At 37.0% G+C, this 25,874-nt stretch carries 22 protein-coding genes; 14 read left to right on the top strand and 8 right to left on the bottom strand.

All coding sequences use genetic code 11. The annotated features are described in order from the left end of the window. Nucleotides 1-49 precede the first annotated feature (49 nt). Together H6W52_RS07335 and H6W52_RS07330 are read left to right on the top strand one after the other, a co-directional pair. Nucleotides 50-688: a carbonic anhydrase family protein gene (locus tag H6W52_RS07335; protein ID WP_076391687.1), complete on the top strand. Its 639-nt coding sequence runs from the start codon at nucleotides 50-52 to the stop codon at nucleotides 686-688. A 187-nt stretch (nucleotides 689-875) separates the two neighbouring features. Then, nucleotides 876-1,286, top strand: a complete 411-nt coding sequence (locus H6W52_RS07330; RefSeq protein WP_116097312.1) for a hypothetical protein — start codon at nucleotides 876-878, stop codon at nucleotides 1,284-1,286. Nucleotides 1,287-1,334: 48 nt separating this feature from the next. On the opposite strand, the gene pth is transcribed toward H6W52_RS07330, so the two are convergent. From pth to mfd, 7 genes are all read right to left on the bottom strand, one after another. Next, a complete protein-coding gene (gene pth, locus H6W52_RS07325; RefSeq protein ID WP_087708796.1) occupies nucleotides 1,335-1,898 on the bottom strand; it encodes an aminoacyl-tRNA hydrolase in 564 nt (187 codons plus the stop codon). A 90-nt stretch (nucleotides 1,899-1,988) separates the two neighbouring features. Then, nucleotides 1,989-2,930: a hypothetical protein gene (locus H6W52_RS07320; protein ID WP_116097310.1), complete on the bottom strand. Its 942-nt coding sequence runs from the start codon at nucleotides 2,928-2,930 to the stop codon at nucleotides 1,989-1,991. 103 nt (nucleotides 2,931-3,033) lie between these two features. Next, nucleotides 3,034-3,885 (bottom strand): hypothetical protein, encoded by an 852-nt coding sequence (locus H6W52_RS07315; RefSeq protein ID WP_116097308.1) that lies wholly within the window; start codon nucleotides 3,883-3,885, stop codon nucleotides 3,034-3,036. A 140-nt stretch (nucleotides 3,886-4,025) separates the two neighbouring features. Then, complete coding sequence (locus H6W52_RS07310; RefSeq protein ID WP_087708713.1) at nucleotides 4,026-4,769, bottom strand: hypothetical protein; 744 nt, start codon at nucleotides 4,767-4,769, stop codon at nucleotides 4,026-4,028. 3 nt (nucleotides 4,770-4,772) lie between these two features. Beyond that, nucleotides 4,773-5,585, bottom strand: a complete 813-nt coding sequence (locus H6W52_RS07305) for a hypothetical protein (protein ID WP_185216622.1) — start codon at nucleotides 5,583-5,585, stop codon at nucleotides 4,773-4,775. Nucleotides 5,586-5,593: 8 nt separating this feature from the next. Next, nucleotides 5,594-6,418, bottom strand: a complete 825-nt coding sequence (locus H6W52_RS07300; protein WP_087708709.1) for a hypothetical protein — start codon at nucleotides 6,416-6,418, stop codon at nucleotides 5,594-5,596. 560 nt (nucleotides 6,419-6,978) lie between these two features. Then, nucleotides 6,979-10,350, bottom strand: coding sequence for a transcription-repair coupling factor (mfd, locus tag H6W52_RS07295; RefSeq protein WP_116097304.1), 3,372 nt, complete (start codon nucleotides 10,348-10,350; stop codon nucleotides 6,979-6,981). Between the two features lie 230 nt (nucleotides 10,351-10,580). Here mfd and H6W52_RS07290 point away from each other — a divergent pair, with 230 nt between their 5' ends. After that, entirely contained in the window at nucleotides 10,581-10,970 is a 390-nt protein-coding gene (locus H6W52_RS07290; protein ID WP_116097302.1) for a hypothetical protein, read from the top strand. Nucleotides 10,971-11,026: 56 nt separating this feature from the next. On the opposite strand, the gene H6W52_RS07285 is transcribed toward H6W52_RS07290, so the two are convergent. Then, nucleotides 11,027-11,365, bottom strand: coding sequence for a hypothetical protein (locus H6W52_RS07285; RefSeq protein WP_116097300.1), 339 nt, complete (start codon nucleotides 11,363-11,365; stop codon nucleotides 11,027-11,029). Nucleotides 11,366-11,487: 122 nt separating this feature from the next. Here H6W52_RS07285 and H6W52_RS07280 point away from each other — a divergent pair, with 122 nt between their 5' ends. The 11 genes from H6W52_RS07280 (at nucleotide 11,488) to H6W52_RS07230 (ending at nucleotide 25,865) form a co-directional block, all read left to right on the top strand. Next, nucleotides 11,488-11,751 (top strand): hypothetical protein, encoded by a 264-nt coding sequence (locus H6W52_RS07280; protein ID WP_116097298.1) that lies wholly within the window; start codon nucleotides 11,488-11,490, stop codon nucleotides 11,749-11,751. A gap of 131 nt (nucleotides 11,752-11,882) precedes the next feature. Beyond that, a complete protein-coding gene (locus H6W52_RS07275) occupies nucleotides 11,883-13,397 on the top strand; it encodes a GH3 auxin-responsive promoter family protein (protein WP_116097296.1) in 1,515 nt (504 codons plus the stop codon). Nucleotides 13,398-13,466: 69 nt separating this feature from the next. After that, on the top strand, nucleotides 13,467-13,829 hold the full coding sequence (locus H6W52_RS07270; protein ID WP_116097294.1) for a hypothetical protein: 363 nt from the start codon (nucleotides 13,467-13,469) through the stop codon (nucleotides 13,827-13,829). 95 nt (nucleotides 13,830-13,924) lie between these two features. After that, nucleotides 13,925-15,160 carry an MFS transporter gene (locus H6W52_RS07265; RefSeq protein WP_185216620.1) on the top strand — a complete coding sequence of 412 codons (1,236 nt, stop codon included), beginning with the start codon at nucleotides 13,925-13,927 and terminating at the stop codon, nucleotides 15,158-15,160. 90 nt (nucleotides 15,161-15,250) lie between these two features. After that, nucleotides 15,251-15,895, top strand: a complete 645-nt coding sequence (locus H6W52_RS07260; protein WP_116097290.1) for a hypothetical protein — start codon at nucleotides 15,251-15,253, stop codon at nucleotides 15,893-15,895. A gap of 30 nt (nucleotides 15,896-15,925) precedes the next feature. Continuing rightward, nucleotides 15,926-18,016: a T9SS type B sorting domain-containing protein gene (locus H6W52_RS07255; protein WP_116097288.1), complete on the top strand. Its 2,091-nt coding sequence runs from the start codon at nucleotides 15,926-15,928 to the stop codon at nucleotides 18,014-18,016. 84 nt (nucleotides 18,017-18,100) lie between these two features. After that, complete coding sequence (locus tag H6W52_RS07250; protein ID WP_228457545.1) at nucleotides 18,101-20,446, top strand: T9SS type B sorting domain-containing protein; 2,346 nt, start codon at nucleotides 18,101-18,103, stop codon at nucleotides 20,444-20,446. A gap of 163 nt (nucleotides 20,447-20,609) precedes the next feature. Next, entirely contained in the window at nucleotides 20,610-22,205 is a 1,596-nt protein-coding gene (gene dnaB, locus H6W52_RS07245) for a replicative DNA helicase (protein WP_116097286.1), read from the top strand. Nucleotides 22,206-22,238: 33 nt separating this feature from the next. Continuing rightward, nucleotides 22,239-22,715, top strand: coding sequence for a ribonuclease HI (gene rnhA / locus H6W52_RS07240; RefSeq protein WP_116097284.1), 477 nt, complete (start codon nucleotides 22,239-22,241; stop codon nucleotides 22,713-22,715). Between the two features lie 161 nt (nucleotides 22,716-22,876). Continuing rightward, nucleotides 22,877-25,129, top strand: coding sequence for a T9SS type B sorting domain-containing protein (locus H6W52_RS07235; protein ID WP_116097282.1), 2,253 nt, complete (start codon nucleotides 22,877-22,879; stop codon nucleotides 25,127-25,129). Nucleotides 25,130-25,238: 109 nt separating this feature from the next. Continuing rightward, nucleotides 25,239-25,865: an NAD(P)H-dependent oxidoreductase gene (locus H6W52_RS07230; RefSeq protein ID WP_116097280.1), complete on the top strand. Its 627-nt coding sequence runs from the start codon at nucleotides 25,239-25,241 to the stop codon at nucleotides 25,863-25,865. Nucleotides 25,866-25,874: the final 9 nt, after the last annotated feature.

The following is a 25,874-nucleotide window of genomic DNA, read 5'->3' as shown; positions in this document are numbered from 1 at the left end:
AAAACAATAAATTTTATACCTTTAAAAAATTCAATTTAATAAAAATTATATGAAAGCACATACATCCGAAACGCAATCGACGATTACTCCTGAAAAAGCATTAAACTTTTTAAAGGAAGGAAACCAGAGATTTGTAAATAACTTAAAGGCTAACAGAGATCTTTTGGAGCAGGTAAACGCAACCCGTGAAGGACAATGGCCTTTTGCGGTAGTATTAAGCTGTATCGACAGCCGTACTTCTGCAGAACTTATCTTCGATCAGGGATTGGGAGATATTTTCAGCATCAGAATTGCGGGAAATTTCGTTAATCAGGATATTTTAGGATCTATGGAATTCGGTTGTAACGTTGCAGGTTCAAAGCTTGTCGTAGTATTGGGACACACAAAATGCGGCGCTTTAAAAGGCGGTCTTGATGCAGCAAAAATCGAAGGTTTGGGAATGGATAACCTTAACCATCTGATCAACCACTTCAACCCGATTATCAATGATATTATCGAAGAAGGAGAAGAGCGCTCTTCTGCCAATGCAGATCTTTTGGAAAGACTGAATCAGCATAACGTCATTAATGCGATTGATGATATCCGTAAGCAGAGTTCTACCCTTAGAAAACTTGAAGAGGAAGGAAAAATTAAGATCGTGGGAGCCAATTATGATGTAGAAACAGGCGTTGTAACCTGGTTAGCATAAGAAATGTTATAGTTTAGATAAATTGATTGGAAATTAGCTTTAAGAGTACAATCGCAAAGACCATCGGATTTCGATGGTCTTTTGTTTTATTTAAACAGTTTTAGAAAAAATTCAAAGAAAATGATGACCAAAGTATATAAAATCTTACTTTTGATTATTAAATTTTATTCTTTTCATGAAAATACGGATGAAAATATTCTGGGGAACCTTTATTTTGTTTTTTAATACAGATCTGCATGCTCAAAAAACAGTTTCGGATACTTTAGCATATGCCAAAAAATTTGAAACCAATAAGCAAAAATATATTGGAAAACCTTTTTCTTTATTGCTGAAAGACATGACGCAGCTTCAGTTTAAGAAAGCAAAATCCGACATTAAAGAAGATCAGGAAAATGCTCTTCCGAGTACAATTTTCAGGTTTTCTGATAAAGAGCTAAATTCTCCGAATGAAGTAAGTTTTGTGATTAAATGGAAAGCTGACACGGCTCCTGTAACTCCGATAGAATTTTTTGAGCAGGAACATAATTATCGTTTTACACTTAATGAAAGAAACTTTTTCGAAAAGAAGATCATAAAAGATATTGTAGTGTACAAATAACAAAAAACCTCCATTTCCGGAGGTTTTTGACATATTATTTTCTGAGAATTATTTTCCATTGAATGCAGACATCGTATTATTGATTCCTGCGAATACAAATGAGAGACACGCTTTGGAGAATTTTTCAATTCTTTCCGGAAGTTTTTCATTTTCTTCTTCATTCCAGGTTCCCAAAACATAATCTACCTGTCTTCCTTCCGAGAAATCGGCAGAAATCCCAAACCGAAGACGCGCATAATTCTGCGTCTGCAATACTTCATTGATGTTTTTTAAGCCGTTATGTCCTGCATCTGAACCTTTTCCTTTCATTCTTAAGGTTCCGAAAGGCAAAGCCAAATCGTCTGTTACAATAAGAACATTTTCCAGAGGAATGTTTTCTTTCTGCATCCAGTAACGTACAGCATTTCCGGAAAGATTCATGTAAGTATCCGGTTTTAAGACCAGAACTCTTCTACCTTTGTATTTTCCGTCTGCCATCCAGCCGAAATTGGTGGTATTGAAAGAAACTTCCATGGTTTCTGCTAATTTGTCTGCAACTTTAAAGCCTATATTGTGACGTGTATTTTCGTATTCTGCGCCTTTATTTCCAAGACCGACAATTAAATATTTCATTGAGAAATTTTTTGCAAAATTAAAGGATTTCAAATAAAAAAACCCAACCTTCATGAAGATTGAGTTTTTTATTATTTTAATTGTAAATTTTTACAATGGTTTGTAGATGTAATTTACACCATATCCTTTTTGCATATAAGTCTGTGCATCGTAGTTGTAATTTGTGGAGAATACAACCGGTGTAGGAATTGGTGTTCCTAAATCCGTAACGGAATATCTCTGAGGGCTGTTTGGTGACAAAATCCAGCTTTTTACATCATTCGCTTCCGTTGATAATAATCTTGAAATTTTGTACGCATTCGGAATTAAAGTAAACGGATTGATTTTCGTATCATAATTTGTAAACTCGTATCCTAGTTTGGTTGTTGCCGCACCCATAGTTCCTGTAGATCCCATTGGTCCGTAATTTCTTGTTACTTTAGAAACATTATCTCCTGTATATTCATATTTTGTTTTTGAATAAGAGGTATATACAAATGGAGTTCCTGAAGCTTCAGGTCCGTTTCTCATGATAATTGAATCCAGTTTTGCCGTTGCCGCAGCATACTTCAGGGTATAAAGTGTCTTTGTCTTTTTATAAAGCGTCTGTGGTCCCGGTACTAAAGGAGTATATGGAGCTGTAGTACTTCTCTTAAAGAAAGATCTGTTTTCTGAGATGGTTTCTATTCTTCCTGTACTTCCATAAGTAAACTGCTGTGTAAAGATCACGCTGTCTTTATCTAAATCTCCGTTTCCGTCAAGATCTAAAAATCCTCTGAAATCGATTCTGCTTACCTTGTCTCCGCTCCATGCTAAATCTGTAGTAGAGTTCATACTGTCTGTTACCACTTTAGACAATTGAAGACCATTGTAATAATAGGTTGCTAAAGTATCTGAGTCTGTGATCTCTCTGTATAAAGCTCTCGGACCATTCAGTCCTGTATTGTCATTAATATCCACCAGAGGATTTCCGTCTTCATCCAATAAATCTTTACAAGAATGAATTGTAGAAATACCTACCAATAGTAAAACAAAATAAAAAAGTCGTTTCATTCCAATAGGGGATTATTTATTTTTTCACAAATATAATTTTTTTTTGAATAAAAATCACGTTTTTATTCATATTATCATAAAACTAGTAAAAGATAATTCTTCTTTATAACGGTTTATAGATATATTTAATTGTCTGACTCTGATCTGAAACCGGATAATTCTGTGAATCATACAGATACCCTTTAGGATAAGAAATGGCAGCTCCGGCAGGATTCTGTATCGTAACTTTCCCTACATTATTGGCAGACAGCATATAAGAGTTGAGCTGCGTCATAGTGGAAGATACCATAAAATATTCCTTCGGAAGCGTAGTATAAGGGTTTACTTTAATATCATAATTTTCATACAGATAAGAAGTGGTAGATGCCGTGGAAGCCGTAGGAGTTCCTCCGCTCATTAACATCGTGGTGTAATCTGCTTTTACGATATTGTTTGCCGAAAAGGTAAATTTAAGTTCTGTATAATGAGTATAGGAAGTACTTCCTGCCATTTTTTTCTTCTCAACAATTCTGTACAGTACACCGTTTGCATCATAATATACCGTAAAATCGCTGTGGTTAGCCACTCCCATAACAGTCTGATCCATCGTAAATGCGGATAATTTTCCGCTTGTATAAGTAAGTGCGTAAGTATTATCTGTAATGTGCGGAGTTACATTATCCTGAATTTTTATCTGAGAAATCGTAGTTCCTGAATAGGTTACGGTAGAAGTAAGCGTATTGCTGGACGCAGCATCTCTTACAAAAACCTGAGAAAGCGCTCCTCCTGTTGTAACATACTCTTCAAGATCTTTTGTCCCATTGTTTACTTTGGATAAAATTCTGGGACCTGTAATCGTAGTTCCGGATGTTGTATTCTTGTTCTGATTCGGCGGATCTTCCGTTGTATTGTCACAAGAAACCACAAAACCAAGGGCAATTGCAGCAAAAGTGGACAGGATGTAATTTTTGGTCATATTATTAATTTTTAATGCCGTCAAATATAATTTATTTTCTCCTATCAGAGCCTTAAAATCATTAAATAAATATCACTTTAAAATAAAAAAATCTAAAAACTTTCGCTTTTAGATTCTAATTTATGAAAAATAATCTGTTTTTAATAAGGCTGCAAAACAGATGTTGTTAAAACAGACTGAGACATATCGGAATTCAGAAAGTTGGTATTCACTGCCGTTCCTATTCCCAAAGTTCCGCTATTCAGGTTTCGTTTTGTACAGGCAACTTTTACTTTATAATTATTTTTTGGAGTTACATTCGTAAGTGTTGTGTTCATGTTATAAATTTTATAGGAACCGTCTGTCCCGATTAAAACATCGGTTCTTACTGCTTTTAAAAGATCATCCACAAAAATTCCGCACGCAAAACCTGAAGACGAGTTTGAATTATTGGTTTTTTGAGCAGTTGTCTGAAACGTAAAAACAACTTTATTAGTGGTATTGGTTACCGAATACGTATCCTGGGCTCCTGTAATTACTGTCCAATCTGAAGTAAGCGCAGAGTTTTCTGCATAAGGAGAAGTAGAACCGTTATTTCCACTGAAGGTTACTCCTGTCTGATCCGAAACCGTATTCATGGAAAATAAAGACATACTTCCCTGTCCGTCTGCAATTTTCACACTCTTCCAGTCGTTAACTGCAAGATCCGAGTTATTATGAAAAATGGTTCCGGCTGTTCCGGCTGAACCTTTTACGGTATTTGTTCCGCCCATTCTCATTTCTTTATTGATGTTCAGATCCCCGTTGATATCAAGTAAACCTACAGGTGTTGTAGTCTTTATACCGACTTGGGCATAATATCCTAATGAGAATATAGAAAATATTACTAAAGCTATTTTTTTCATGATTTAGTTTAAGATTGAATTAAATACTTGCGGTATTTCGTAAACATCCACTTTAAGCGAGGATTGTGTGATAAAGCTGTCGATATTTGAAGACACGTTAATACCGATACCTAAATTTGCCGTAGTATTGTACGATTTTAATCTGGAGCATGCTACACTCACTGTATGCTGCCCTTTGGTAAGGTTCTGCACCATCCCGATCTGGTTATGCGTAATAAAAGTATTGGTAGCACTACTTGCCTTTATATTTCTCTGTCTTAGATTCACAAGCTTATCGTCTACAAAAATTCCGCATGCATAATCAATAGAAATATCGGTCGTCCCATTGGCAGGAAACGTAGCCTGAACCACTGTTTCAAACTGGAAGTAGGTTTTACTTTCTGTACTGTAAACAAAGAATGGCTGAGATAAAGATGCTATTTTTTTAAACTGATTTAAACTGCTGAAATCTGTATCTTTTACAAGGGTTGTAGATCTGCTTGTTCCATTGGAAGATTCTTCCGTACTGGAAAAAGTAATCCCTGTTTTATCTGAGAAAGAGTTATTAAAAATTAAATAAAATTTATTCGGTTCATATTCCGGAATACGAAGAGACTTCCAGATCGGAGGATTTCCTGCTCCCTGCGAAACAAGTATGTGATCGTTATTTCCCTGTGAAATACTGTTATCCGTAGGATTGAAAACAGATAATTTATCTCTTAAATTAACATCACCGTTTACATCAAGAGTAGATTTCGGAGTGGGTGTTTTTATACCTATTTGCGCAGAAGATAAAATTCCTGCGGAAATACAGAAAGCTAATAATATTTTTTTCATGGAGGGATTTAGTTGCTTTTATACGTTACATATTCAATAATATCCACCTTAAAATCAGATTCAAGATTAAATGCATTGGAAACTGAATTTGAATTCGAGATATTTTTTCCGATGGTAAACTGAGAATTGATATCTGAAGATTCAATTTTTCTGCAGGCGACCTCAATTTTCTGGGTACCTACCGGAACATTCTGCTCCGTATAATTCAGCGTGAAAATATAATCCTGAAAACCTCCTTTATCGGTATTGTTATTGGAAGTAATCTTATCAGGACGTACCGCAACCAGTTTATTGTTTCGGAATATACCACAGGCAAATGTAACACTTTGAGAAGTTGTTGCAGCGGGTGCTTTCATTTCGACTCCTGTCTGAAACTGGTAAGTAAGCCTGTTTTTTCCGTTTTTAATGATGAAGTTATTCTCAAGACCGGCAATCTTTACCCACGTACCGTTTGCAGTAGCAGCAATGTCGTTTCCAACAGAATTTTTATAAATTCCGTCTGCAGCAACACCGTTAGAAAGCGTACTGATACCCACCTGATCGGAAGATAAATACGAGTTGATGAGTTTATACTGACCTTCTTCCATAAAAGTAACATTTATGGATCGCCAGTTTGGGGGAAGACCTTCGCCCTGAGAAACCAGCACCTGTCCGTTCAAGCCGGGATTCCCCAGCGTAGTAGCAGTACCTCCTACTCTCAATTCTTTTCTTAAGGTGGTTTTCCCGTTTACATCGAGAACAGCATTGGGGGTACTAATACCAATTCCCACCTGAGCGTATGCCTGAACAGAAAATAATAATCCGGCTACACAGCTATATAGAGTTTTTTTCATAATAAGGGACTGCAAAGATAAATAAAAAAACATACAGAAAGTAGAGTAGAAATACGTAAACTGATAGAAATTAACTAATTACGCCATAGCAGCAATTGACTAAAAAGTAGAATTATTACTACTAAAACTTATTATTCCATATCAATTTTTAATGATATTTCAAGTTAAATATCCCTTGTTAATGAATTAAACAATTTACTTTTCTTCCGAATTATGATTTACATAAAAATCATATCTTTTTAATATTGAAATATTTACAAATTTAAAAAAGCATTTAACACCTTATTCATTTATCCAAAAATCGTGATAAATAGAACCTTTTTATAACATTTCAAGACTAAAATAAATTCGTTTTTATTATCCAATTTTTTCGATCAGAGCTAAAATTACAAACACGATAAAAATCATGTTACATGCCGTCTTTTTAATCTTTTTTTAATGTTAAATCCCCTTAACATTAAAAAACATAAAGTATTGTTCTTCAGCTATCTTTAAAATATGTGATAAAAAATGCCGCATTGTAGAACAACACGGCAAAATATATCAGATAATACAATGAACTATATTTCACTCTTCAGAATTGTTTTCAGAAGATCATTCACCTCATCTACATTCCTTACTTTATCTTTTCTCATCATCAACTGATTTCCTTCCTTACCTGTCTTTTCCTTAAGCTGTGCTTCTTTAGGATTTTTCGTTAAATAATTAATGATAGTCCTGAATTTATCCGTCTGATAAAATTTATCCTGAGGATTACCCGGAAAATATCCTAAGAACACTCCGTTCTTCATGACGATCTTTTCAAAACCGATGTCTGAAGCGAGCCATTTTAAGCTTACACTTTTTAGTAAATTTACCGCTTCTTTCGGCAATTCTCCAAAACGGTCAATCAGTTCAGATTCAAATTTATTCAGATTTGCCTCATTATCTATCTCCGCAAGTTTCTGGTACAGCAACAATCTTTCTTCTGTATTGGAAATATACCAGTCCGGAAGCATCAGTTCCAGATCCGTATCAATATTAACGTCTTTTGTGGTTTTAAATAATTTGTTCCTTTCTTCTTCATTTTCGAAAAGATTTTCAAATTCCTCATCGTCTTTCAGCTCTTCCAAAGCTTCCTGCATCAGTTTTTGGTAAGTTTCAAACCCCATTTCATTAATAAACCCACTCTGTTCCGCTCCCAGTAAATCTCCTGCTCCACGAATTTCAAGATCTTTCATCGCAATCTGAAAACCGCTTCCCAGATCCGAAAACTGTTCAATGGCTTCCAGACGTTTTCTGGCATCGGAAGTCATCATATCATAAGGCGGCGTAATAAGATAACAGAACGCTTTCCTGTTGCTTCGCCCGACACGGCCTCTCATCTGGTGAAGATCTGCCATCCCGAAACGCTGCGCATCATTAATAAAGATGGTATTCGCATTCGGAACATCTACTCCACTTTCCACAATGGTTGTAGAAACCAGAACATCATATTTCCCTTCCATGAAATCCAGAACGTTTTTCTCCAGTTGTTTTCCTTCCATCTGTCCGTGTCCCGTAATTACTCTCGCATCCGGAACCAATCTTTGGATCAGTCCTGCAATATCTTTCAGGTTTTCAATCCTGTTGTTGATGAAATAAACCTGTCCGTCACGCTGAAGCTCATAGGAAACTGCATCTCTAAGAATTTCTTCGTTAAATCCGATCAATTGCGTATCTACCGGCTGTCTGTTGGGCGGCGGCGTTTTAATAACGGATAAATCTCTCGCTGCCATCAAAGAAAACTGTAACGTTCTCGGAATTGGTGTTGCCGTTAATGTTAAAGTATCAACATCTGCTTTTAAAGTTTTCAGCTTATCTTTTACAGAAACCCCGAATTTGTGTTCTTCATCAATAATCAGCAATCCCAAATCTTTAAACTTGACAGAGCTGCTTGCCAACTGATGTGTTCCTATAATAATGTCTACCTTTCCTTCTTTTAAAGCTGCAAGCGTTTCAGATTTCTGTTTTGCCGTTCTGAAACGGTTCACATACGCAACATTTACAGGAAAATCCTTAAGTCTTTCTTTAAAACTTCTGTAATGCTGAAAAGCCAGAATCGTGGTGGGAACCAAAACAGCAACCTGCTTTCCGTCGGTCGCCGCTTTGAATGCAGCACGGATAGCAACCTCTGTTTTACCGAAACCAACATCTCCACAAACGAGACGATCCATCACCGTATCTGCTTCCATGTCTTTTTTAACGTCGATGGTTGCCTTTTCCTGATCCGGAGTATCTTCGTAAAGGAAACTTGCTTCAAGTTCATTCTGCAAATAAGAATCGGGAGTGTAGGCAAAACCTTTTGCCGATTTTCTTTGAGCGTATAATTTTATTAAATCAAAAGCCAGTTGTTTTACCCTTGCTTTCGTTTTCTGTTTTAAAGATTTCCATGTTGGAGATCCGAGTTTGCTTAAAACAATTTCTCTTCCTTCCGGACCGTTGTATTTTGAAATCTTATGAAGAGAATGAATGCTCACATATAATAAGTCTCCGTTTTTATACGTCAGTTTAAAACATTCCTGAATTTTCCCGTCATTATTCACCTTTACCAATCCCATGAATTTTCCGATTCCATGATCGATGTGGGCAATGTAATCTCCTATTTTCAAAGACATTAAATCCTTCAGTGTCAACTGTTCAGATTTGGCAAATGTATTTTTTGCTTTGTATCTCTGGTAACGGTCGAAAATCTGGTGGTCTGTGTAGACCAGAATTTTATGATCATTGTCTACAAACCCTTCATGAAGTTCAGATTTAAAACTTTTAAAAGGAAGTTTATGTTCCAGCTCTTCAAAAATCAGTTCCAATCTTTCCTTCTGCTTTTCTGTGGAAAAAGAAATCCATGTATCGAAGCCTTCATTCTGTTTGCCTTCAATATCTTCAATTAACAGTTCGAAATTTTTATTAAAAGCAGGTTGTGAAGTCTGCTCTATCTTCATTTCCGATAATTCAATCAGTCCTTCAATAGAAACACTTCCGAAATCAACGGTTTTAAATTTTTTATAATCAAACAGAAATTCCTGATCGGAAATAAACAATTCCTGCGGCGACCTGTGTGCAATGTCCTTGCTTAAGGTTTCATATTTTTCCAGAGATTTTTCATAAAATGATTTTAGTCTCTGCATTCCCACAATTCCGTTTTTAGAAACCACGAAACTCTCTTTTGGCAGCAATTGCAATAAAGAAACCCTGCTTCCCGTTACTGTAAAATTCATATTGGAAACCAACTGAAAATCGCTTACTTTATCAATGGAAAGCTGTGTTTCAATATCAAACGTTTTAATGCTTTCCACTTCATTCCCGAAAAATGTGATTCGATAAGGCTTTTCATTAGAGAACGAAAAAACATCTACAATTCCCCCTCTTACTGAAAATTCTCCCGGCTCCGAAACGAAATCCGCCTGCTGAAAATGGTAATGATTGAGCAGTTCATCCACAAAATCAAAATCCAACTGATCGCCTACTTTTATATGATGCGATATCGCCTTAAAATCTTCCTTTTTTAAAACCTTTTCAGACAGCGCTCCTGCATACGCAACGATTACGCGCGGAGATTTTCCGGATGTGATCTTATTGATAACTTCCGTTCTCAGAACAAGATTGGCGTTCTGCGTCTTTTCTACCTGATACGGCTCCAGATGAGTCGCCGGAAAATAGAGTACTTTATCTTTCCCTAAAAGATCTTCCATTTCCGTATTGGCATACAAAGCATCTTCTTTATCGTCCAAAATATAAAGAATGGTTTTCTTTTGGGTAAGAAATAATTCGGCTACAAAAATAGAAACCGAAGAACCCGCGCTTCCTTTTACAGAAATATGTTGATTATTTTCCAGTTGAATGAAAATCTCTTTTCCGAATTCTTTCTGAAGAAGCTCGGGAAGAAATTTTTCGCTGATGGTTTTTAATTGCATAGATAATTTGGTATAAACGCAAAAAGCGATTTCGGGAGTTTTCCGAAACCGTTTTGGCTATACAAAGATAAGGATAAATATTTTTCTTTTAAGAAGTTGGAAAGTATTTAAACACTTCAAAATTCTTAATTTTTTACTAAAATTTTAAATTAAAAGTTAAAAAAAAATTACTCCTACCACATGGCACTTTGTTTGGATAAACCCTCTACAACCACTAAAGAAATATTATTATGAAAAAAGCAATCAGAATTTTAGGAGCATTCCTATTACTATTCTTTGTAGTCACGACCGTTTCATGCAGCGACGATGATGATCCTGCCAACAACGACTTTTTTGCAGGGACTTACAAAGGCAGCGTCGGTTATAACGACAGCGACAACAACATCAGTTCCAATGACGGAAGTGTATTTGTAACAAAAATTGCGAGCGGCACAAAATACAACTTTGCCTTCTCAAACGGAATCCCGGATCTTAACGGAGTAGAATTTAATCAACAGGGAGACAACACTTTGGTAATGGTAGGATCTACCGCAACATCGTACATTAGAATAGACAACAACGATCTAAAAATCTTATACATAAAAGATGGAAAAACCTGGACAGCAAACTGTACCCGATAAACCAACTTTTCATACATATGTTAGAACCTGCTTTTTCTTCGGAGAAAGCAGGTTTTTTATTTCAGTGGAAGTAAATTGGGATTATTGAAATCAAACTCAATATATTTATCTTTATTTTTGATGACAAGTTGTGTTGATTGTTCAGGCTTGATGATTGAATCTCCAACACTTATGTATTGATCCCAACTTTCAGAAATCATGATACTGTCTTTTTCATAAACAATGTAATGAATGCTTTGATTATCATAGTTAACAAACTTCTTTGCAACAACAGATTTTATCTCTTCTTTTTCTATTTCTTCTTCATACGTTTCATCTTTGTACAGAGATTTATAAATGATTACTAATCCAATAGCAAAAATTACGACCAAAGTATTTTGCGCCTGCTTTTTCATTATATCAAATGTATCATTTAATCTTTTTTTAAGCTGTAATAAACTTTAGTTAAGTTTAAAAAAATAGATTTTTCAGTTGGAATTTTCTCTACCTTTGATTCAACAAAACAAACAAATTCTCTATGAAAAAATTTTTAACCGCAATGTCTATTGTTTTAGGACTTGGACTTGCTTCCGCTCAACAGACGGCTCCGTCTGCAACAAAAGCTCAAACGGTAAAAACAGTAAAGCCCGCTAAACCCGCTCCGGCAGCTACTGTAAAACCTGCAACAGCGCCAACCGCAGCAAAAATGAAAAAAGACGGAACTCCGGACAAAAGATATAAGGAAAACAAAAAACTGAAAAAGGATGGTACTCCTGATAAAAGGTACAAAGTAAACAAGTAAACTCAACATTATTAGTTGTTATTTTCATAATCAAATTTCGAAGAACCGATGCACACTCATTCATCGGTTTTTTTTGTGTCTTATTTTCTGAAAATGACCGCCAGTTGTTCAGTTATTTATAAATTTGAACCATGGTAAACTTCCTAAAGAAATATGCAGCTTTGATCTGGGCGAAAAACCACGTCCGGAAAGCAGAAAAGTTCAAAAAAAATGCGGAAAACGATCAGGAAAAGCTTCTTTTATCCTTAACGGAAACTGCGAAAAAAACGCTTTTCGGAAGAGAACACGATTTTGAAAACATCAAAACGGTAAAGGATTTTCAGGAACGTGTTCCGGTTTCGGATTATGAGGATCTTAAACCTTACATCGAAAGGGTAAAAAAAGGGCAGGCAAATATTCTCTGGACCGATACTCCCGAATATTTTGCCAAAACTTCAGGAACCACTTCAGGATCTAAATACATCCCGATTTCAAAAGAAGGAATGCCTTTTCAGGTAAAAGGAGCTCAAAGTGCATTGTTTCATTATATAGCCCAAAAAAACAACGCCGATTTTGTACAGGGAAAAATGATCTTTTTACAGGGAAGTCCTGAACTGGAAGAAGTGTACGGAATAAAAACCGGAAGACTATCCGGAATTGTAGCCCATCATATTCCCGATTATTTGCAGAAAAACAGACTTCCGAGCTGGGAAACCAACATCATCGGAGACTGGGAAACCAAAGTGGATAAAATCGTAGAGGAAACCGAAAAGGAAAATATGACGCTGATCTCCGGAATTCCGCCATGGCTGATTATGTATTTTGAAAAGCTGATTGAAAAACACGGTAAAAAAATAAAACAGATTTTCCCTAATCTTCAGTTGATTGTTACGGGGGGCGTTAATTACGAACCCTACCGCGACAAAATGGAAGAACTTTTAGGAGGAAAAGTGGATATTGTACAGACTTTTCCTGCTTCGGAAGGTTTTTTTGCATTTCAGGATGATTACACGAAGGAAGGCTTACTGCTATTAACGAATCATGGGATTTTCTATGAATTTATTCCTCTGGAAGAATACGGGCGCGTCGACTCCGATCAGCATAGCACAAAAAGACTGACCTTAAAGGATGTTGAACTGAATAAAGATTATGCTTTAATTTTAACAACAAATTCAGGACTTTGGGCGTATTCCATTGGAGATGTCGTGAGATTTATCGATAAAAATCCGCACAGAATTCTCGTGAGCGGAAGAACGAAACATTTTACCTCAGCTTTTGGAGAACACGTAATCGCCTTTGAAGTGGAGGAAGCCATGAAAGCCACGCTGGAAAAATATCCTGCACAGATTACAGAGTTTCATCTTGCACCACAGGTAAATCCCGATGAAGGACTTCCCTATCATGAGTGGTTTATTGAATTTGAAAAAGAACCTGAGAATTTAAATTTGTTCAAGAACGAACTTGATGATCAGCTCAGAAAGCGCAATACGTATTATGATGATTTAATTTCAGGAAATATTCTGCAGAAACTTCACCTCACTTCTCTGAAGAAAAATGCTTTCCACGAATATGCAAAGTCTCAGGGAAAACTGGGCGGACAAAATAAAACGCCAAGACTTGCAAATGACAGAAAAATCGCCGATTTATTAGAAATTTATAAACTTTAAGCACATTTTTTTGATTCCGGAAACGTATATTCGAAAAAAATTATAAATTTGGAAAACTAAAAAATAATAATGAAAGCATCTGTACTTTTAAAATCATCTTTATTAACGTCGTTATTTGTAATTTCATCTTGTGCAACCACAAAGTATAGTATGGATACTGCTAAAAATGATTATTCTAATCTGGAGGCAGGAAAAGTGTATACTGTAATGATGAGAGATGGTTCCAAAAATCGAAAAATGTTATTCCGTAACGTGGAAGGAGATAATCTTATCGGAACGAAAGGAAAGAAAGACAGTACAGTAGTAACCATTCCTAAAGCCAATGTTGCTGCCGTAAGAGACAGCAGAAAAGCAAGAATTACAACCGGAGCCACCATTATCGGAGCAGCAGGAGTTGCCGCTTTGGTATTTAGTGCTTCAAGAGCAGACTAAAATAGATTTTATCTTTTAAGTCTCATTTAATTTTTCATTTAAAAAAATGACCATAACAGTAGCCTCAAGTTAATATTTGAGGCTATTTTTGTCGGATGATTTCATTTACCCCGCTTCAGACATTGCAAAATGTCGAATTCAGAAACCTTCTTACAGGCAGATTTTTTATCGTTTTAGCTTTCAGAATGCTCGCTACTTTACTTGGATGGTGGGTGTATCAGTTAACAAAAGATCCTTTTTCAATTGGTTTAATCGGACTTTCCGAAGTAATTCCCGCGGTAAGCTGCGCTTTGTACGCCGGTCATGTTATTGATATGAATGAAAAAAAACGGTTGCTCCTGATCTGCAATTACGTCTACATTTTTTTAATCAGCCTTTTACTGATTCCTGCTTTTTTCAATGTTAAAATGCATTTTTCGGGACATGAGATCACTTACTTTATTTACGGAGTTATTTTTTTTACCGGTATTGCGAGAGCCTTCATCGGACCCATTATTCCTGTGATGATTCCCAAAATTGTAAAAAAAGAAAATCTTCCGAATGCCGTTACCTTAAATCAGGCAACATTTCTCATCTCTTCCGTTTGCGGACACGCGGTCGGAGGTTTTCTAATCGGCTATTTTGGTGTAAAGTGGACGCTGGTTGTTATCATTTCGTTAATCTTTTTGGCTTCATTATTCTTTTTTCAGTTAAAAAAACAACATTCCGAATACAAAAAAGAGAATATTAACGTTATGAATAGTATGCGGGAAGGAATTTCGTATATTTTTAAAACAAAAGAAATTCTCGGAGCGCTGTGTTTGGATATGTTTGCCGTTCTTTTCGGAGGTGCTGTTGCCATGATTCCGGTTTATGCAACAGATATTCTGAAGGTAGGAGCGGAAGGATTCGGGTTACTGAATGCCGCATCTGATATTGGATCAATGTGCATCATCACCATTTTATCGGTTATTCCGTTAAGAAAAAATCAAGGTAAGATTTTACTTGGTGTGGTTACAGGTTTTGGGCTTTGTATTATCGGCTTCGGGCTTTCAAATCTGTATTGGCTTTCATTCCTTTTCCTTGTAATGAGCGGAATGCTGGATGGGATTTCGGTAGTGATCAGAGGAACGATTGTTCAGCTAAAAACGCCGGACAACATCAGAGGAAGGGTACTGAGCGTAAACTCAATCTTTATTATGTCGAGCAATGAAATGGGACAGTTTGAGAGCGGATTATCTGCAAAATTACTGGGAGTTGTACGTTCTGTAGTTTTCGGAGGAACCATGACGGTGCTTATTGCAGTTATTGTGGGGGCGACTAATCCAAAATTGAGAAAAATGGAATATTAGGGCAATATACACGTTTTTATTAAATAAATCTTAAAAACTTCAAATTAAAGTTAATAATTTTTTATATTTGTCTATAAAATATTTTCTATTATGGTAAAAAAACTATCTATTCTCCTTTCTATGGTGGTGGCTTCTTACAGCTTTGCTCAAACCTCCGCTGAGAAAGGTATGGAGACTCAGATTGCAAAATTGGAGTCTGCCAAAAAATCTGAAGACTTTCAGCAGTCTAAGGATTATTTCATGAAATATGTAAATACCCTTTCCAGAGGAACCGAAACAAAAAAAGAAGACTGGAGAGCCTATTATTACACTGCTTTATCATTGGTAAGAGCGGAAATCAGTGCTCAAAGACAAGGTACTGCTCAAAATATTGAAGAAACTTCAGGATTGGCAGAAAAATATCTTGCAGGCGTATTTGTAAAAAATCCTAATAATGCGGAAGCCAATATTCTTTTGGCTCAGATATATTTACTTAAATCATCAACTAATCCGGCGGACAGTGCTGCCAATTTATCAAAAGCTAATGAATATCTTGCAAAAGCAGCTTCTGATGATAAAAATAATCCCAGAATTGATATTATAAAAGGTGAGATTGCCTTGAATTCTGATAAAGAAACGGCAAAAACGTATTTCAATTCAGCATTGGCTAAATTTAAAACGTATAGTAAGAAATCCAGTCTGGATCCAAACTGGGGAAGAGATGATGTTAACTACTATCTTTCTACCCTTAAATAATCTGTCATAATCAAGATAAATTCGACTATTATGAAAAAAATCTACCTTATATTACTGTTAATCTTTTCACAATTCTTCTTTGCACAATCAGACTGTGCTTCTGCAATAAGAGTATGTGGAAACTCAGATATTTCTTATTTTCCTACGGGTCCCGGAAGTGTGGATGATCAGGTAAATGCCAACGGAAGCTGTTTAAGTGCAAACGAGCACTATTCGGTTTGGTATGAGTTTACCGTTGCAACAGCCGGAACGTTAACATTTACGATTTCTCCACAGGCTCCTTATACCGCGGATTATGATTTTGCTGTATACGGACCTAATAAAACCTGCGGTACAAAAGGTGCTCCTATTCGTTGTAACTATGCAGGTGCACAAGCTTTTCCTAACCAGACCGGATTACAGACAGGTCTTACTGCAAACTCTGGAGCATGGAGTCCTGCGCTGAATGTTCTTCCGGGAGAAACCTATTATCTTATTGTGGATAACTGGTCCGGAGCAAATGCGGCGATGGCATTTTCATTAACCTGGGGAGGAACGGCAACGTTAACTTCACCGTTCAACGATCCTGCGATTCAGCCTAACCCGTTTAATCCTATCGGAATTCCGGGAGCTACTGCTTCAGATCCTAGAATCATCGAAGTTTGCGACATTTCGGCTCCTTACAATTTCCAGACAAACAGTGCCAATATTGTTAATGGCAACCCTAACTTCTATGTAAAATATTACAGAACATCCAATGATGCTTTAGCGGATACCAATGCTATTACTTCTCCAATTGTTATAAATACAACCAGTACCTATTATTATACAATTCGTTATCTGGATCCAACGAATCCTAATAACCCGACGAATAAATGTTTCAACGTAAATGCATTTAAATTTAAGGATGTTACCTTTAAAGCTACAAATGCAAGTTTAACATCTTGTAATAACAACAACAACGGGGTTGCAGTATATGATCTTACTTCCACAACATTATATACACCAAACCCGAATTATACGTATGTTATAAAGTATTATCCAACACTTGCAGACGCTAATAACGGAACCAATGAAATTTTGAATCCGGCAGCTTACACATCGTCTACAGGAGATGTATATGCAAAAATTACAACCAATTTAGGATGTTCTGATATTGCAAAAATCACCTTAAACTTCTTCCCTGTTGTTGTGGTAACAGATGCAACGTTAAGATCTTGTTATCTTGACACCAATCCTGCAATGGCAACTTTTGATCTTACTTTGGCTCCTGTAACAACTCAGGCAGGAACAAAAACATATTATCCGTCACTTACGGATGCTATCAACGGAACGAATGCGATCCTAAATCCTAGTACCTATACTGCTCCGAACGGTGTAGCATACATTAAAGTAACCAACGGAAACGGATGTTATGCAGTAGCAAAAGTAACTTTAATTGTTCTTCCGCCGGTTTATTCAAGCGTACTTGAAGATAAGATTATCTGTATGGAAGATAAGACAACTTTAGATGCAGGACCTGGATTTACCGCGTACAAATGGAGTACAGGAGCTACCACACAGGCAATTAACAATGTAACAGTTGGAACTTACTGGGTTGAGCTTAAAACAGGAAACTGCGTTACAAAACAGACTGTAAAAGTTTATCCTTCTGAACAGCCGGTAATTTCCAGCATCGATATTACAAACAATACAATAACTGTAAACGTAATCGGAGGAACTGCTCCTTACAAATATTCTTTAGACGGAATTAAATGGCAGGATTCAAACGTTTTTGAAAATGTTGCCAGAGGAGACAATACTGTTTATGTGAAAGATGGTTACGACTGTGATCCTCTTACGGTAACTGTAGTTGTTCCAAACCTAATCAACGTGATTACTCCAAACGGAGACGGTGTAAATGATGTGATCGACTATTCTGCTTTAGCAGGAAAGCAAGGTCTTGTTCTAAGCATTTTCGACAGATACGGAGTAAAAGTTGGCCAGGCTGATAAATCCAACGGATACAAATGGGACGGAACTACCAATGGTAAAAAAATACCTACCGGAACTTATTGGTATACCGTAGAATGGAAAGAGAATGACAAGAAAAATACACCATTCAAATTCTCAGGATGGGTGATGGTTAAAAACAGAGAATAAACACCATAAATTAAATAAAAAACCGCTTGGAAAAAGCGGTTTTTTTCACATCATAAAGTCTAATATATTTTTAAAATCTTTCTAATGAAGAAATTATTACTGCTGACTATTTTATTCCTGTCGCAAATGGTTTTCTCGCAATCAGATTGTATTTCAGCAATTCCTGTTTGTGGAAATTCAGACATTTCTTATAATCCGAGCAGTTCAGGAACCGTTCAGGAAGCCACTTCAGGAAGCTGTCTTGCCGATGAGCATTATTCTGTATGGTATGTTTTTACCGCTGCCACAACAGGTACTATAGAATTCACCATCACCCCAAATACCGTTCCGGGTGTAACGCATTATGATTATGATTTTGCGGTTTACGGCCCCAACATCAATTGTGCGACATGGGATTTTGGAAACGCGATTAAATGTAATTTTTCCGGAACCAGCGGTCCTACAGGATTAAGCTCAACAATCACGGGAAGCCAGTGGGAAACTCCGCTGAACGTAATTGCGGGAGAAACTTATTATCTTCTTATTGATAATTATATTCCGAGTAATCCGTATGGGTTTTCTTTAACGTGGGGAGGAACTGCATCTTTAACTTCTGCATTCAACAATCCTGCGTTAACGCCAAATCCGTTTATTACACCGGGAACACCTGCTGCAAACCCGGCAGATCCTAATGAAATTTTAAAATGTGCTTTACCCTCAATGTTCGATTTCAGCACATTGTCTACAGGAATTATCAATGGTAATCCAAACTTCTCGGTAACTTATCATTTAACAAGTAATGATGCGATTACAGGAACAGCGCCTATTACAACGCCGATCATGGTAAATGCTACAACAATTTATTATTACAGACTTAAATATGTAGATCCGAATAACCCGAATAACCCGATAAACGGATGTTTTCAGGTTGGGAAATTCAAATTCAGATCAGGTAATATTGTTGTAAATAATGCTACGATTACTTCTTGTAACTACGACAATACAGGAATCGGTTATTTCGATTTAAATTCCGCAAACGTATACGGACCGACCAATGTTCTGAAAAAATATTATCCTACAATGGCGGATCTTACGGCAGGAACCAATGAAATAACAACTCCGTCTTCTTATGCATCTCAGGCTCCTAAAACTGTCTTTGTAAAAATTACAACCAATGAAGGATGTACTGCAAATGCAGAAATAACTTTGCAGTTCTTACCAGCACTTGCTGTAGTTCCGGCTACTGTAAAAGCGTGTAACAACAACAATGCAGGAACAGGTGTTTTTGATCTTACAGCTCCTGATGTTTATCCTACATCTACAAACGTAACGAAAAAGTACTATCCTACTTTAGCAGACCTTAATGCAGGAACCAATGAAATTACCAATCCTGCAGCCTACACTTCTGCAGCTCCGAAAACAGTATATGTAAGAGTGAGAAATCCTCAGGGATGCACAGGTTACAACCAGATTAGTTTACAGTTTAATCCGGTAGTAACGGTAAATGATGCTTCCATTGAAGAATGCTACATTGAATCTAATGTAACGACTGCTTCATTTAATTTAACTGTACCAAGTGTAACGACACAGACAGGACACACCAAGAGATATTACAAAACGCAGGCAGATGCTATTGCAGGAATTAATGAAATTTTAAATCCTACAACATATATTTCAACAACAGCCGTGGTTTATGTAAAAGTAATCAGCATAGAAAACTGTTATGCCATTGCAAAAATCAACCTGAAAGTTTTACCTCCGGTACAATCAGCCGTACTGAAAGATAAGATCATCTGTATTGAAGATAAAACAACGTTAGACGCAGGACCTGGTTTTGATGCTTATGAATGGAGCACGGGAGCAACGACTCAGTCGATATCCAATGTTTCTGCAGGAATCTACACGGTAAAACTGAAAACAGGAAAATGCTGGACATTACAGCAGGTGAAGGTTACCGCTTCAGTACAGCCTGTTATTACAAGTATAGACATCAACAATGATTCATTTACAATTAATGCAACAGGAGGAAAAGCGCCTTATAAATATTCTATCGACGGAGTAAACTGGCAGGATTCCAATGTTTTCACAGGTCTTCCGAGAGGTGAAAACAAAGCATATGTAAAAGATGCTTATAACTGTAGCCCGATCAGTGTTCAGGTAACGGTTCCGAATCTTCTGAATGCCATTACGCCAAACGGAGATAACAAAAACGACTATATCGATTATTCTGCTTTAGCATATAAAAAAGATTTGGTTTTCACGGTTTTCGACCGATACGGAAACATGATTTATAAAGCAGACAAGATCAGAAACTACACATGGGACGGAACTTCCGGTGGTAAGAAAATCGTTACAGGAACGTATTGGTACACGATAACGTGGACAGAAAATGATAAGGATAATACACAAACGAAATACAGCGGTTGGGTATTGGTAAAAAACATCCAGTAATCATTTAATCTGATTTTCAAAACATTAAATCACCTCATTTTTGGGGTGATTTTTTTATTCTCTCTGCAAAGCCTTTCTGAATAACGGTTTCAAAAGTTATCCACAATTTTTTGTTAGTTACTCCGTTTCATTTGCTTTTCAAAAAAACTATCTTTGCACTATTATGGCGCAGAAAGAAACATTATCTTCTTTGACGAACGGAAATTTTGCAAAAGAACTCTCCATTGCAGACGGGAAAATGCCTCCCAATGCTCTGGATTTTGAACGATTGGTGATTGGTACTTTTTTAATTGATAAAAAAGGGCTCGATCATTCCATCGATTTGCTTACCCCTGAAGTTTTCTACGATCCGAGACATCAGGTTATATTTTCTACCATTTTAAAATTATACGAAGGCAACCAGCCTGTCGATTTAATGACGATTATTCAGGAGCTTAAAAAAGAAGGAAAGTTAAGCTCTGCCGGCGGAGACAGCTACATCATCGATCTTACGATGGGAGTAAGCTCTTCTGCCCATATTGAATACCACGTCCGTATTATTCTTGAAAAATATATTCTTCGAAGCTTAATTAATGTTTCGGCAAACGTAATTGATGCTTCCTATAAAGAATCTACAGATGTTTTTGAACTTCTGGATAAAGCCGAGCAGTCTTTTTTCGAGATCACAAACGGAACCATTAAAAAAGGATTCGATACCGCCAATTCATTGGTAAAACAGGCAATTGATACCATTAAATCTCTAAAAGACAAAGAAGGACTTTCCGGAGTTCCTTCCGGATTCCGCGATGTGGATAAAGAAACGGGAGGATGGCAAAACTCCGATCTTATTATTATTGCAGCACGTCCTGCGATGGGGAAAACAGCATTCCTTCTGTCGATGGCAAGAAATATTGCAGTGGGACACAAAATTCCTATGGCTCTGTTCTCGCTTGAGATGGCATCAGTACAGCTTATCACAAGGATGATTGCTTCCGAAACAAGAATTTCATCAGAAAAACTCCGAAAAGGAACGCTTGATGATGAAGAGTGGGAAAGACTGTTCTCCAATGTTTCTGAACTGGAAAACGCACCATTATATATTGATGAAACACCATCACTTTCCATTTTCGATTTCCGTGCAAAATGCCGAAGACTTGTCATGCAGCATGGTGTAAGGCTCATCATGGTCGATTATCTTCAGTTGATGACTGCCGGAAGCGGAGGAAAAGGAGGCGGAAACCGTGAACAGGAAATTTCCATGATTTCACGATCTTTAAAAGCGATTGCTAAAGAACTGAATGTTCCTGTTATTGCACTTTCGCAGCTTTCGCGTAGTGTGGAAACCCGTCCCGGAAAAAGACCTCAGCTTTCCGATCTAAGGGAATCCGGAGCAATTGAGCAGGATGCGGATATTGTATCTTTTATTTTCAGACCGGAGTATTATAAAATTACAGTTTGGGATAACGATGAAGAAGGACAGGAAACCTCAACAGAAAATCAGGCGGAATTGATTATTGCAAAACACAGAAACGGTGCAACTGCCGATGTGCGTTTATCTTTCTTAAAACATTTTGCAAAATTCGGTGATATTGAGGCTGCTTTTGACGGAGGAATGAGCGGAGGAGGATATCCATCGAGCTTCGGAAAGCCCGAACCAAGCGGTTTTGATAAAATTAAAACAACCATTCAGCCGGGTGCGGCATTTGATCTTCCCGACAGTTCAAAACTTTCAGGATCTTCAATGAATGATTTTGATGATGACGACGATTTTCCTTTTTAAATTCAGGACTAAGAATAAGGTTAAGAATTAAAAATGAAAATTGAAATATATACCGACGGAGCGTGCAGCGGAAATCCCGGAAAAGGCGGATATGGAATTCTCATGCGTGTCCCTGAAAAAAATTATCAGAAAATATTTTCAAAAGGCTTCCGGAAAACCACCAACAACAGAATGGAACTTTTAGCTGTAATTACGGCTTTGGAAAAACTGAAATCTCCTGACAACGAAATTCATATTTACACAGACAGTAAATATGTTTCGGATGCCATAAACCAGAACTGGTTATCCGGATGGATCAAAAGAGGGTGGAAAAATGTAAAAAATCCCGATCTGTGGCAAAAATTTGTGGCACTTTATAATATACACAAGCCTAAAATGCACTGGATAAAAGGCCATGCAGGACACTTTGAAAACGAATTATGCGACAAACTTGCCGTAACCGCTGCTGCCTCTGAAAATTTAGAGGTCGATTCCTTCTTCGAAAATCTCGAAAATAACACTTTGTTTTAATCTAAAATTACAAGATTCGGAAAAACACTTTTCAGTATTCTTTCATTTTTATTATCATTTATTACAAAATAAATACTAAATAAGGTAAATTTAATATTAAATACATATTATTTAATCAGGATTTAATATATTTACACGTCTAATTTTAAGTATACTAATAAATGAATAAAAATTTACTCCTGTATTTATCCCTCTTCTTATTTTGCTGCTTCGGAAAAATTTCGTCGCAAACCTATCAGCTTACCGGAAATCCCGTAAACACAACAGGCTGGAATATCGTTCCTGCCGCTGTTGTAAATACAGACTTCATCCAGCTTACCGCAGACCAGATCAGTCAGGTAGGAGGCATCAAATTAGACTCTCCCATCAATCTAAAATACTGCGATAAATGGAGAGTGGAATTTGATTTCAGAATCGACGGAAACGGAACAACGGCTTACGGAAGAGGAGACGGTATTGCTTTTTGGTATCTGGCAAATCCACCCGCTTCTTACACCTCTGGCGGAGGATTGGGAATTCCTGCAAACTCTACCGGATTAATGGTAGGTTTTGACATCTTTAATAATACCACAGAAGCACAGATGAGCAAGGTTCATATTTTATATGGAACCAATAATACAACAGGATCAAACATCGAATACAACAACACTGCCGGAAGTACATTTCACTCTCCGGATCTTAATCCTACCCAGCCTTTTGTAGGAACTACTTTCAGACACGTTGAAGTAAACGGACAGGTAAATCCTGCGGCTCCTGCAAGCTGGATCATCACCCTGAAAATCGACGGAACTACGATTGTAAGCCAGTCTTTTGCTCCTTCCGGAGCAGCTGCTACCATGACGACCGGTTATTTCGGATTTTCTGCTTCTACAGGAGGAGCAAGCGCAAGACAATCTATTAAAAACGTAAAAGTTTATATTGATAAAGTAGCCCTTAACCAAACTTTGGTTACGGATACGTTTTGTCCGAATCCTGCAACAGGACAAGGAACAGTGAATTTAACGTCTTATCAGGGACAGTTTGTAACCAATCCTGCCAATTATACGTTCTCATACAGTGTAGGCGGAACTCCGATTACAAATCCTACCAACTATCAGTTCAGTGCAAATACTTCAGTTTCTGTTTTAATTAAAGACAATACAGGATTGCTTTGTGATAATCCGGACGGAAAAATTCAGTTAAATCTTTCTCCATTCACAGCGACCCCAGCAACGCTTACGGAATGCAATAACAACAATACAGGAACGGCAACCTACAATCTTACGCTTGCCAATGTAAATGAACCGACGGGTTCTACCAAGAAGTATTATAAAAATATGGCAGATCTGAACGCCGGAACCAATGAAATTACGAATCCTACCGCTTATACTTCTGCAGCAGGAACCGTATATGTAAAAGTAACAACTCCGCTTGGCTGTCAGGGTTCCGCTGCAATCACTTTGGCGTTTTATCCACAGATCGCCACTACAGATGTCACTTTAGAATCTTGTTTTATTGATAATGCACCGACAACAGGTTTATTTAATCTTACACAGGCAAACGTAACTTCTGCAACAGGCGTTACCAAAAGATATTTTAAAACACAGGCAGATGCATTAGCGGGAACCAATGAAATTCTGAATCCTGCAGCTTACGTAAGCACATCATCCGTAGTGTATGTAAGAATTACTAATGTAACGAATTGCTGGACGCTTGCAAAAATTACATTAAAAGTTTTAGCACCGATCTATTCTTCCGTATTAAAAGATAAAATCATCTGTATCGATGCGAAAACCACTTTGGATGCCGGTTCGGGCTTTGACAGTTACTTATGGAGCACAGGAGCAACAACTCAGTCTATTGCGAATGTAACGCCGGGAATCTACTGGGTACAGCTTAAATCAGGAAGATGTACAACACAGCAGACTGTAAGGGTAAATCCTTCGCAACAACCCGTAATTGCTACAATTGATATAAAAAACAACACGATTACCGTGAATGTGAAAGGAGGAAAAACACCATATCAATACTCTTTAGACGGGATAAACTGGCAAGATTCTAATGTCTTCACAGGTCTTGCAAGAGGTGAAGTGGTCGTATATGTAAAAGATGCATACAATTGTACTCCAATTCAAGTTCAGATTACAGTTCCGAATCTTCTGAATGCCATTACTCCGAATGGAGATAATAAAAATGATTACATTGATTATTCTGCATTGGCGTATAAAAAGAATTTGGTATTCACGGTATATGACAGATACGGAAATAAAATGTACGAAGCCGACAAGATCCGAAACTACAAATGGGACGGAACTACAGGTGGCAAAAAAGTAATGACAGGAACTTACTGGTACACGATTATCTGGAATGAAAATGACAAAAACAGCACTCAGACCTCTTACAATGGCTGGGTTCTGGTAAAAAATATAGAATAACACTTTTAAAGATCATTCGAAAAACGGATGATCTTTTTTTATGCCTTATTTAGAAGAAATATTTTATTTTAAACTAATTTAATTCACATTCAATTCTTAAATTTGAATTATGAATTATTTAGAGGCTTTAAGCAGAAGATACTCTGTAAAAAAATTTAATCAAGAAATTATTCCTCAGGAAATTTTGCATAATATTCTTGAATCAGGAAAATTATCGGCAAGCTCTCTCGGTCTTCAGCCTTACGAAATCCTTATTGTGGAAAGTGAGGAAATGAAGCAGAAATTAATTCCGGCGTTCTACAATCCGTCACAGATTTCCACCTGTTCCCATCTCATTGTTATTGTTTCCAAAAAAATCGTGGACGACAATTACATTAACGGTTATTTCCGACACATTTCAAAAGTACGGGAAACACCGTTGGAAACACTGGATCTTTTTAAAAACAGCATCAATCAGCATATTAATCAAAAAACACAGGATGAAATTTTCAACTGGGCAGAAAAGCAGTCTTACATCGTTCTGGCAAATCTCATGTATGCAGCAGCGATAGAAAATATAGACACCTGCCCCATGGAAGGCTTCCGACAGGAACTTATAGAAGAAATTCTGGAGATAAATCCTGATACCGAAAAAGTAAGTGTAACCCTCGCTTTGGGATACCGTTCGGAGGAAGATCATTTCCAGCACATGAAAAAAGTAAGAAAACCAAACGAAAAATTGTTTAAATTTATTTAACCATTTAGA

Origin of the sequence: Chryseobacterium sp. C2(2020) (genome assembly GCF_014218915.1) — a bacterium.
GTDB classification, from domain to species: Bacteria; Bacteroidota; Bacteroidia; order Flavobacteriales; family Weeksellaceae; genus Chryseobacterium; species Chryseobacterium mucoviscidosis.
The sequence above is the reverse complement of the archived record's forward strand: the minus strand, read 5'-3'. Positions and strand labels throughout refer to the sequence as shown.

What these genes read in the sequence shown, in the direction of transcription:
- H6W52_RS07270 (WP_116097294.1), top strand. Translation starts at nt 13,467, where the DNA reads ATGAAAGCATCTGTACTTTTAAAATCATCTTTATTAACGTCGTTATTT.
- H6W52_RS07320 (WP_116097310.1), bottom strand. Translation starts at nt 2,930, where the DNA reads ATGAAACGACTTTTTTATTTTGTTTTACTATTGGTAGGTATTTCTACA.
- mfd (WP_116097304.1), bottom strand. Translation starts at nt 10,350, where the DNA reads ATGCAATTAAAAACCATCAGCGAAAAATTTCTTCCCGAGCTTCTTCAG.
- H6W52_RS07255 (WP_116097288.1), top strand. Translation starts at nt 15,926, where the DNA reads ATGAAAAAAATCTACCTTATATTACTGTTAATCTTTTCACAATTCTTC.
- H6W52_RS07285 (WP_116097300.1), bottom strand. Translation starts at nt 11,365, where the DNA reads ATGAAAAAGCAGGCGCAAAATACTTTGGTCGTAATTTTTGCTATTGGA.
- H6W52_RS07300 (WP_087708709.1), bottom strand. Translation starts at nt 6,418, where the DNA reads ATGAAAAAAACTCTATATAGCTGTGTAGCCGGATTATTATTTTCTGTT.
- dnaB (WP_116097286.1), top strand. Translation starts at nt 20,610, where the DNA reads ATGGCGCAGAAAGAAACATTATCTTCTTTGACGAACGGAAATTTTGCA.
- H6W52_RS07280 (WP_116097298.1), top strand. Translation starts at nt 11,488, where the DNA reads ATGAAAAAATTTTTAACCGCAATGTCTATTGTTTTAGGACTTGGACTT.
- H6W52_RS07335 (WP_076391687.1), top strand. Translation starts at nt 50, where the DNA reads ATGAAAGCACATACATCCGAAACGCAATCGACGATTACTCCTGAAAAA.
- H6W52_RS07330 (WP_116097312.1), top strand. Translation starts at nt 876, where the DNA reads ATGAAAATATTCTGGGGAACCTTTATTTTGTTTTTTAATACAGATCTG.
- H6W52_RS07230 (WP_116097280.1), top strand. Translation starts at nt 25,239, where the DNA reads ATGAATTATTTAGAGGCTTTAAGCAGAAGATACTCTGTAAAAAAATTT.
- H6W52_RS07275 (WP_116097296.1), top strand. Translation starts at nt 11,883, where the DNA reads ATGGTAAACTTCCTAAAGAAATATGCAGCTTTGATCTGGGCGAAAAAC.
- rnhA (WP_116097284.1), top strand. Translation starts at nt 22,239, where the DNA reads ATGAAAATTGAAATATATACCGACGGAGCGTGCAGCGGAAATCCCGGA.
- H6W52_RS07265 (WP_185216620.1), top strand. Translation starts at nt 13,925, where the DNA reads ATGATTTCATTTACCCCGCTTCAGACATTGCAAAATGTCGAATTCAGA.
- pth (WP_087708796.1), bottom strand. Translation starts at nt 1,898, where the DNA reads ATGAAATATTTAATTGTCGGTCTTGGAAATAAAGGCGCAGAATACGAA.
- H6W52_RS07290 (WP_116097302.1), top strand. Translation starts at nt 10,581, where the DNA reads ATGAAAAAAGCAATCAGAATTTTAGGAGCATTCCTATTACTATTCTTT.
- H6W52_RS07250 (WP_228457545.1), top strand. Translation starts at nt 18,101, where the DNA reads ATGAAGAAATTATTACTGCTGACTATTTTATTCCTGTCGCAAATGGTT.
- H6W52_RS07305 (WP_185216622.1), bottom strand. Translation starts at nt 5,585, where the DNA reads ATGAAAAAAATATTATTAGCTTTCTGTATTTCCGCAGGAATTTTATCT.
- H6W52_RS07235 (WP_116097282.1), top strand. Translation starts at nt 22,877, where the DNA reads ATGAATAAAAATTTACTCCTGTATTTATCCCTCTTCTTATTTTGCTGC.
- H6W52_RS07315 (WP_116097308.1), bottom strand. Translation starts at nt 3,885, where the DNA reads ATGACCAAAAATTACATCCTGTCCACTTTTGCTGCAATTGCCCTTGGT.
- H6W52_RS07310 (WP_087708713.1), bottom strand. Translation starts at nt 4,769, where the DNA reads ATGAAAAAAATAGCTTTAGTAATATTTTCTATATTCTCATTAGGATAT.
- H6W52_RS07260 (WP_116097290.1), top strand. Translation starts at nt 15,251, where the DNA reads ATGGTAAAAAAACTATCTATTCTCCTTTCTATGGTGGTGGCTTCTTAC.